Annotated in this window: 10 protein-coding genes and 1 pseudogene; 2 read left to right on the forward strand and 9 right to left on the reverse strand. The window is 70.0% G+C overall.

Translation table 11 applies throughout. The annotated features are described in order from the left end of the window. Positions 1-5 precede the first annotated feature (5 nt). From ACGF0J_RS37115 to rpsF, 5 genes are all read right to left on the reverse strand, one after another. Positions 6-875 carry an ABC transporter substrate-binding protein gene (locus ACGF0J_RS37115; protein WP_393153827.1) on the reverse strand — a complete coding sequence of 290 codons (870 nt, stop codon included), beginning with the start codon at positions 873-875 and terminating at the stop codon, positions 6-8. A 205-nt stretch (positions 876-1,080) separates the two neighbouring features. Further along, positions 1,081-1,527: a 50S ribosomal protein L9 gene (rplI, locus tag ACGF0J_RS37120; protein ID WP_393153829.1), complete on the reverse strand. Its 447-nt coding sequence runs from the start codon at positions 1,525-1,527 to the stop codon at positions 1,081-1,083. Between the two features lie 14 nt (positions 1,528-1,541). After that, the gene (gene rpsR / locus ACGF0J_RS37125) at positions 1,542-1,778 is read right to left on the reverse strand and encodes a 30S ribosomal protein S18 (protein WP_020543048.1); all 237 of its coding nucleotides are present in this window, start codon (positions 1,776-1,778) and stop codon (positions 1,542-1,544) included. Between the two features lie 62 nt (positions 1,779-1,840). Beyond that, the gene (locus ACGF0J_RS37130; RefSeq protein ID WP_393153831.1) at positions 1,841-2,404 is read right to left on the reverse strand and encodes a single-stranded DNA-binding protein; all 564 of its coding nucleotides are present in this window, start codon (positions 2,402-2,404) and stop codon (positions 1,841-1,843) included. 88 nt (positions 2,405-2,492) lie between these two features. Next, positions 2,493-2,783, reverse strand: coding sequence for a 30S ribosomal protein S6 (rpsF, locus tag ACGF0J_RS37135; protein ID WP_026214314.1), 291 nt, complete (start codon positions 2,781-2,783; stop codon positions 2,493-2,495). Positions 2,784-2,971: 188 nt separating this feature from the next. Here rpsF and ACGF0J_RS37140 point away from each other — a divergent pair, with 188 nt between their 5' ends. Continuing rightward, a complete protein-coding gene (locus ACGF0J_RS37140; RefSeq protein ID WP_393153833.1) occupies positions 2,972-3,283 on the forward strand; it encodes a hypothetical protein in 312 nt (103 codons plus the stop codon). Positions 3,284-3,377: 94 nt separating this feature from the next. Here the strand turns inward: ACGF0J_RS37140 and ACGF0J_RS37145 are convergent, their stop codons facing one another. Next, on the reverse strand, positions 3,378-3,554 hold the full coding sequence (locus ACGF0J_RS37145; protein WP_393153835.1) for a hypothetical protein: 177 nt from the start codon (positions 3,552-3,554) through the stop codon (positions 3,378-3,380). Positions 3,555-3,629: 75 nt separating this feature from the next. On the opposite strand from ACGF0J_RS37145, the gene ACGF0J_RS37150 reads away from it, so the two are divergent. Continuing rightward, positions 3,630-4,373 carry a deoxyribonuclease IV gene (locus ACGF0J_RS37150; RefSeq protein ID WP_393153837.1) on the forward strand — a complete coding sequence of 248 codons (744 nt, stop codon included), beginning with the start codon at positions 3,630-3,632 and terminating at the stop codon, positions 4,371-4,373. Positions 4,374-4,436: 63 nt separating this feature from the next. Here the strand turns inward: ACGF0J_RS37150 and ACGF0J_RS37155 are convergent, their stop codons facing one another. The 3 genes and pseudogenes from ACGF0J_RS37155 to ACGF0J_RS37165 form a co-directional block, all read right to left on the reverse strand. Next, positions 4,437-5,522 (reverse strand): mannosyltransferase family protein, encoded by a 1,086-nt coding sequence (locus tag ACGF0J_RS37155; RefSeq protein WP_393153839.1) that lies wholly within the window; start codon positions 5,520-5,522, stop codon positions 4,437-4,439. Further along, a complete protein-coding gene (locus tag ACGF0J_RS37160; RefSeq protein WP_393153841.1) occupies positions 5,519-6,859 on the reverse strand; it encodes a glycosyltransferase family 87 protein in 1,341 nt (446 codons plus the stop codon). The genes ACGF0J_RS37155 and ACGF0J_RS37160 overlap by 4 nt, the downstream gene beginning before the upstream one ends. After that, positions 6,856-7,455: pseudogene (locus ACGF0J_RS37165) on the reverse strand (hypothetical protein); the annotation flags it as partial. The pseudogene ACGF0J_RS37165 and the gene ACGF0J_RS37160, both read right to left, overlap by 4 nt.

The raw sequence follows: 7,455 nt of genomic DNA on the forward strand, positions 1-7,455 counted from the left end.
GTCGGCTAGCTGAGCTCGGGCGCGCCGGCCGCCGAGCCGAGCCACTGCTGCTCGATCTTGGCCAGCTCGCCCTTGGACTTCAGCGCGTCCACGGCCTTGTCCACGCAGGACTTCAGCGGGCTGCCCTTCTGCATGACCAGCCCGAACTCCTCCGGCGTGCCGCCCGTCGCACTGAACTGGCCGACGATCTTGGAGTTCTCGACCTGGGCGGCGGTCACGTAGAACGCCGTGGGCAGGTCGACCACGATCGCGTCCACCTGCTTGTTCTTCAGGGCGGTGACCGCGTCGATCTGGTCGTTGTAGACGTGGGGGTCGGCGGAGGGCTTGATGACTTCCTTGACCGCGGCGAACGAGGTCGTGCCGACCTGCACGCCGATCTTGGCGTCCTTGAGCTCGGCCAGGCTCTTCGCGCCCGCGAACTTGCCGCCGTCGACCGTGACGACGGCCTGCTTGACGGTGTAGTAGCCGTTGCTGAAGTCGACCGCCTCCGCCCGCTTCGGGGTGATGGAGACCTGGTTGACGTCGAAGTCGAACTGCTTGGGCCCGGGGGCGAACGCCGAGTCGAACTTGACCGTGGTCCACTGCACCTCGTCACGGTCGAAGCCCAGCTCCCCCGCGACCGCGAAGGCCACGGCGCTCTCGAACCCCTGGCCGTTGGCGGGGTCGTCGTCCTTGAACCACGGCTCGAAGGCGGGCTTGTCGGTGCCGATCGTCAGCTTGCCGGCGTTGACGAGCTTGAGCTGGTCCTTGCCGCACGCGGTGGACGTGGCGGTGCCGGCGGTGCCGGTCGTGCTCGCCGTGTTGTCGGCGGGTGCGCACGCGACGACCGCCGCCGCCAGCGCGCCGAGCGCGAGCAGCGTCGAGGGACGGACCATGGGTGGTGCCTCCAGAAGGGACGCGGGGAAGAACGCCCCTGATTCTACGGCCGCCACGATCGGCTATACGCCCCACCTGGGGTCATACCGCCCAGCTTGACTCCAGTCATGGCGCTTCCGTCCGACCGGACGCCCGTCTTCCCGGACATGCGAACGGCCCCCGCTCGGTGGGAGCAGGGGCCGCTTGCACAAGGCGACGCCGGACTCAGCCGGCGACGACCTCGACGTCGACCGAGGCCGAGACCTCGGGGTGCAGCTTGACGCTGATCTTGTGGGAGCCGACGCTCTTGATCGGGTTGATGATCTCGATGCGGCGGCGGTCGAGGGTGGGACCGCCGGCGGCCTTGACCGCGTCGGCGATGTCGCCCGTGGTGACCGAGCCGAACAGGCGGCCGGAGTCGCCCGCGCGGGTGGTGAGCCGGACACGCAGGGCGCCGAGCTGGCCGGCGACCTCCTTGGCCGTGCCCAGGTCGCGGATCTCGCGCGCGTCACGAGCCTTCTTGATGGACTCGATCTGCTTCTCGGCGCCACGCGTCCAGCGCATGGCGTAGCCGCGCGGGATGAGGTAGTTGCGGCCGTAGCCGTCCTTGACCTCGACGACGTCGCCGGGGGCGCCGAGGCCGGAAACCTCGTTGGTGAGGATGAGCTTCATGTCGACAGACCTCCTTAGCGCGCGGTGCTCGTGTAAGGCAGCAGGGCCACCTCACGGGCGTTCTTGATCGCGGTCGCCACGTCACGCTGGTGCTGGGTGCAGTTGCCCGTCACCCGGCGCGCACGGATCTTGCCACGGTCGGAGATGAACTTCCGCAGCAGGGCCGTGTCCTTGTAGTCGACGTAGGAGATCTTGTCGTGGCAGAACAGGCAAACCTTCTTCTTGGGCTTGCGCAGTGCCGGCTTAGCCATCGTGGTGCTCCTTTCAGAGCCCCGCCGTCAAGCGGGAATGGACTCGGGCTGGTGAACTGGAGTTAGAAAGGCGGTTCGTCGCTGAAGTCGTTGCCGCCGCCGAAGCCGCCGCCCTGCTGGCCGCCGCCCTGGCCGCCGCCGCCCTGGTAGCCGCCACCGCCGCCGAAGCCGCCGCCCCCCTGGGGCGGGGCGGGCGACGCGGACGCCCACGGGTCGTCGGCGGGGCCGCCGCCGAAGCCGCCACCGCCGCCGCCCTGACGGGAGGTGCGGTTGACCTTGGCGGTGGCGTTGCGCAGGGACGGGCCGACCTCGTCGACCTCGACCTCGTAGACCGTGCGCTTCTCGCCTTCCTTGGTCTCGTAAGACCTCTGCTTGAGCCGCCCCTGCACGATGACCCGCATGCCGCGCTGGAGGCTCTCGGCGGCGTTCTCCGCCGCCTGCCGCCACACGTTGCAGGTCAGGAACAGGCTTTCGCCGTCCTTCCACTCATTGGTCTGGCGGTCCATGAACCGCGGAGTGGACGCGATGCGGAACCGGGCCACCGCCTGCCCCGTCGGGGTGAAGCGTAGCTCCGGGTCGTCGACAAGGTTGCCGACGATGGTGATTACGGTGTCGCCTGCTGCCATGGCCAGCGCTCGCCTTCCTGCACGCCTTCGCTTTGGTTACGGCTCAGAGTACGGCCGCCGCCCGACAAAAAGCCGGGTGACGGACTGCTTAGTGCACGTCGGGGCGGAGAACCTTGGTGCGCAGGATGCCCTCGTTGAGGTTCATCTGGCGGTCGAGCTCCTTGACCGTCGCGGGCTCCGCGGACAGGTCGATGACGGCGTAGATGCCCTCGGACTTCTTGTCGATGTCGTAGGCGAGACGGCGACGGCCCCAGACGTCGACCTTCTCCACGGTGCCGCCGTCGTTGCGGACCACGGTGAGGAACTGGTCGAGGGACGGCGCGACAGTGCGCTCATCGAGCGAAGGGTCCAGAATGACCATTACTTCGTAACGACGCATGCGGGACTCCAACCTCCTCTGGACTCTTGCGGTCACGGCGCTCTGCCGTGACAGGAGGACGCTGACGCCTGGACCCGGAGCGCCCCTTTCGGCCTCCGGGGTGACGGGTCACCCATCACAGCGCAGCTTGACCAGGTTACCAGCCGTGCACAGGTGGGAAGGCCTCAAGGAACAAGGGGGTGATAGTTGTGCCACACATCCTTCAACCTTCCGAAAACGAGCGGTTCAGGCCCACGCTCAACACCGACGGGCGACCCCACCCGGTCGAGAACATCCTGGCGGTGGCCACGCTCTCCCTGGGCCTCGTCGCGTTCGTCGCGACGTTCTTCCCCGGCGGTCACGTGGTCGCGTCGTGGGCGGGTGCGCTCGGCTTCGGCACCGGCCTCTACTCCCAGTACATCTCGGCGACCACGGCGCAGCGCGCGCTCAACATCGTCGGGCTGGTGGCGGCGTTCGTCGGCGTGGCGCTCGGCATCGCCCGCGGCGGCTTCCTGCCCTGACGCCGCCGCTCCCCGCCGCCCGGCGCCCCGCCGGGCGGCGTCCGCGCGCCCGTGGTCCGCGCGCCCGTCCGCCGGCGGGCCGCCGCCTGGGTCGTCAGCCGATGTTCAGGTCCACGCCCAGCAGGACGAGGAACCACAGGAAGACGGCGAGCAACGCCTCGGCGACGTCCCTCAGGACGGCCGGGGTGATGTAGTCGTACGCCCACGCCACGTAGACGCCGATCGCGACGTAGACCAGGAAGACCAGGGAGCGCACGCGCCAGCGGGACATCTCTCGTTCTCCTCGTTCGGGGGGTGCCCTGCGACTGCCCCGGTACGGTCCCGTCAAACGGATAGGCTCGGTCGCATGGTGCCCATCGGAGCTCATGTCGGCCAGGACGACCCCGCCGCCCACGCCGCCGCGGTCGGCGCCGAGGTGGTGCAGTTCTTCCTGGGCGATCCCCAGGGCTACGACAAGCCCGTGCTGCCGGCCAGGCCGGTGGAGGGCGTCGACGTCTACATCCACGCGCCCTACCTGATCAACGTGGCCACGACCAACAACCGCATCAGGATTCCCAGCCGCAAGCTGCTCGCCCAGCACCTGGAGGCGGCGGCCGGGCTCGGCGCCAAGGGCCTGATCGTGCACGGCGGCCACGTCAACAAGAACGACGACCCGCAGGCCGGCTTCGACAACTGGCGCAAGGTGTTCGAGCGGCTGGAGTGCCCGATCCCGGTGCTGATCGAGAACACCGCGGGCGGCGGCAACGCGATGGCGCGCAAGCTGGAGCGCGTCGCCCGGCTGTGGGACGCGCTCGACGGCTTCGACGTGGGCTTCTGTCTCGACACCTGCCACGCGCACGCGGGCGGCGAGGAGCTGGTCGACCTGGTCGACCGGGTCAAGGCGATCACCGGGCGGATCGACCTGGTGCACTGCAACGACTCGCGTGACGACTTCGACTCGGGCGCCGACCGGCACGCCAACCTCGGCAGGGGCCGCATCGACCCCGAGCTGATCCTCGCGGTGTGCCGGGCGGCCGGGGCGCCGATCGTGGTGGAGACGCCGGGTGAGGGCCAGGCCGACGACATCGCCTTCCTGCGGAAGAACCTGTAGCCAAAACACACAGCCTGTGGATAACTTCCCTGGATTACTGATCCACAGAAGTGGGTACGGATATCAGCCGGCCCAGGCTCCGCCCAGGAAACGCAGCGTGCCCAGCAGCATGAGCGGCCCCGCCACCGCGGCGTACACCACGATCACCCACGGCCGCCGGGTGGCCAGCCGGGCGAGCGCCACCCACAGCGGAAACCACAGCAGCAGCGAGCGCGGGATCGACAGGTAGTAGGCCGAGGTCATCAGCGCCGCCGCCTGCAACCCGGTGTAGACCGCCTCGCTCCACCGGCCCAGCGCCACCAGCCAGGCCAGGGCCAGCACGGCCACGACCGCTCCGGCGATCTCCATGCGGAAGGCCACGGCGAAGTCGTCGCCGCCCCGGGCCGCGTTCCAGGTGGTGCTCCAGGAGGTCCACGGCCACACCAGCTCCCGCCCCCACCCGGCCTCCTGCGCGTCCTTCCACGCGAACCAGTTGCCGGACCGGGTGTAGTGGTAGGCCGAGTACGCCACCAGCGGCAGGAACGGCACCAGCAGCCACGGCGCCTGCCGCCACGAGACCGGCACGGCGGCTCCCCGGGACCGGCCGGCGACGAACTCCACCGCCAGCGCGACCGCCAGGAACAGCCCGGTGATCCGCACGCACGAGGCGCCGGCGGCGAGCAGCACGGCGTGCGGCCAGCGGCCCTGCCGGGCGGCCAGCCACGCGGGGATCGCGAACGCCAGGAAGAGCGACTCGCTGTATCCGGCGGTCAGGAACACGGCCGTCGGGCAGAGCAGCAACCCCAGCACGGCGATCCAGCCGGAGGCGCCCTCGAACTCGGCCAGCCGGGCCAGGGCGACCACGGCCACGGCCCCGGCCGCCAGCGAGACGAGCAACCCGGCCGCGGTCCAGTCGGGCACCACCAGGTGCGCCAGCCGCAGTGCCATGGGGAAGCCGGGGAAGAAGGCGGGCAGCCCGGCGTCGGGTGGCCTGCCCGGGTCGCCGTCGTAGCCGTACCGGGCGATCGTGACGAACAGCCCCGCGTCCCACTGCTGCCATCTGCCGACGTAGTCGTGCAGCGCCGCCCCGAGCAGCGTCGCGACCACCAGCCCGGCCCGCGAGGCGAGCCACAGCAGCAGGGCGTCGCGACCGGCCGAGCGGGTGATCACCTGGAGGCGGCGACCAGCGTGAACCGGTCGGGAGCTCCGTCGAAGACGCCGCCGCCCTGGTCGTCGACGTCGCCCTGCCGGACGAGGTCCTTGTGCGGGCGCAGGATGTCGCGCACCACGAACGCCATCATGATGCCGATCGTGATGACCCGGCCCCAGACGGCGGTGAAGTAGGTGTCGTCACCGATGCCCAGGTCGTCGCGGTCGAGCGGCGGCTGGCCGACCAGGTAGAGCCAGATCGCGAAGAAGTACCACACCTCGGCGACCTGCCACAGCGCGAGCGGCTTCCAGTTGGGTCTGGCCAGCACGGCCAGCGGCACCAGCCAGAGCACGAACTGCGGCGACCACACCTTGTTCGTCATCATGAACGCGGCCAGCGCGAGGAAGCAGATCTGCGCGAGCCGCGGCCGGCGCGGGGCGACCAGGGTGAGCACGGCGATGCCCGCGCACAGCAGCAGCAGCGACGCCATGCCGAGGGTGCTGACGTCCATCTCGCCGAGCACCGGCCAGCCCTTGTTCTGGAAGAACAGCCAGGGCGAGCCCCAGTCGACGCCGCGCTCCTGCGAGAACACGTAGAACCGCCGCCAGCCGTCCCAGGCCAGCACCATGAACGGGACGTTCACCACCAGCCAGGCGGCCACCGCCGCGCCCATCGTCACGAGGAACGGCCGCCAGCGCGCGGTGCGCAGCGTGAGCAGGAACAGCGCCCCGACGAACATCAGCGGATAGAACTTCGTCGCGATCGCCAGCCCGAGCAGCACGCCGGCCAGCACCTGCCGCTTGCGCGCCCAGGCCAGCAGCACGCCCATGGACAGCGCGCCGGCGACGAGGTCCCAGTTGATGTACGCGGCCAGGATCACCGAGGGGGCCAGCGCGTACCACAGGGCGTCCCAGCGCCGGGTCGGCCCGGCCACCGCGGCCATCAGCAGGACGCCGACGACGAGGCAGATGCCGAGGAAGACGACGGTGACGTCGTAGAACAGGGTCGCCTGGGCCGCTTCCACCAGGGCGCGGGGGCCCGGCTCCAGCAGGCGGGCGACCCAGGCGAACGCCTGCATGACCTCGCCGAGCACCACCGGGTACTCGACGTGCTTGTCGAAGGGCACCTGCGCGAAGTAGGGGTTCTCCGCCGCGAGCTGCCGGTCGAAGTAGAGGGGGTAGATGTCGGTGTAGCAGAAGTTGGTGTAGACGGTGGTCTGGTCGTTCCAGCCGCCGGTCCGGCAGGGCAGCCGGAAGACGTAGGCGAGGCTCGCCCCCAGGGCCGCGAACAGCCCCAGGGGCAGGTACGGGACGACCCGCGCGGTCAGCGGCGGGCGCACCTCCGTGACCGCCTTCACGGGGTTTCGCGCCGTGAAGGCGTGGACGCCCGGGTCTGCTCGGGATAGGCGTAGCCGCCGCCGCCGAAGGTGCCGTCGCCGAGGGCGCCGCCGCCGAGCACGCTGCCGTCGCCGTCGTCGATGGTGCCCATCTCGTTGGGGTCGATCGTGATGATCTCACCGTCGTCGCACGGGCCGATCTCGCAGGTGGCGTCGAGGTCCGGCTCCTCCAGCGGGTCCTTGGTGGCCGTCGGGGTGGGGATCGGCTTGGGCGCGAGGTCCTCGGTGACTCCGGCGTCGACCCGCTCGGGGAACTGCTCGACGGGCACGTTCCTCATCGCCTCGGTCATGAAGGTCTTCCAGATGGCCGCGGAGTAGCTGCCGCCCTGGAACCCGGTGCCGAGGGGCTTCTCGTACGGCGTGCTGTAGGGATTCTGGTCGTTGTAGCGCGTGCTCTTGCCCTTGGTCACCGGGCAGATGTCGTTCTTCGGCGGCACGACCTTGCCGCTCTTGGTCTTGCATTCCTGGCGGAACATGCCGACGGCGGTCGACAGTTGCGGGGTGAAGCCGACGAACCAGGCTTCCTTGTTGTTGTTGTTGGTGCCGGTCTTGCCGGC

The sequence above is a fragment of the Nonomuraea sp. NPDC047897 genome (assembly GCF_043204415.1).
In the GTDB taxonomy this organism is placed as follows: Bacteria; Actinomycetota; Actinomycetes; order Streptosporangiales; family Streptosporangiaceae; genus Nonomuraea.

Excerpts from the sequence above, each read along its gene's own strand:
- ACGF0J_RS37115 (WP_393153827.1), bottom strand. The coding sequence starts at position 875 with ATGGTCCGTCCCTCGACGCTGCTCGCGCTCGGCGCGCTGGCGGCGGCG.
- rplI (WP_393153829.1), bottom strand. The coding sequence starts at position 1,527 with ATGAAGCTCATCCTCACCAACGAGGTTTCCGGCCTCGGCGCCCCCGGC.
- rpsR (WP_020543048.1), bottom strand. The coding sequence starts at position 1,778 with ATGGCTAAGCCGGCACTGCGCAAGCCCAAGAAGAAGGTTTGCCTGTTC.
- ACGF0J_RS37130 (WP_393153831.1), bottom strand. The coding sequence starts at position 2,404 with ATGGCAGCAGGCGACACCGTAATCACCATCGTCGGCAACCTTGTCGAC.
- rpsF (WP_026214314.1), bottom strand. The coding sequence starts at position 2,783 with ATGCGTCGTTACGAAGTAATGGTCATTCTGGACCCTTCGCTCGATGAG.
- ACGF0J_RS37145 (WP_393153835.1), bottom strand. The coding sequence starts at position 3,554 with ATGTCCCGCTGGCGCGTGCGCTCCCTGGTCTTCCTGGTCTACGTCGCG.
- ACGF0J_RS37150 (WP_393153837.1), top strand. The coding sequence starts at position 3,630 with ATGGTGCCCATCGGAGCTCATGTCGGCCAGGACGACCCCGCCGCCCAC.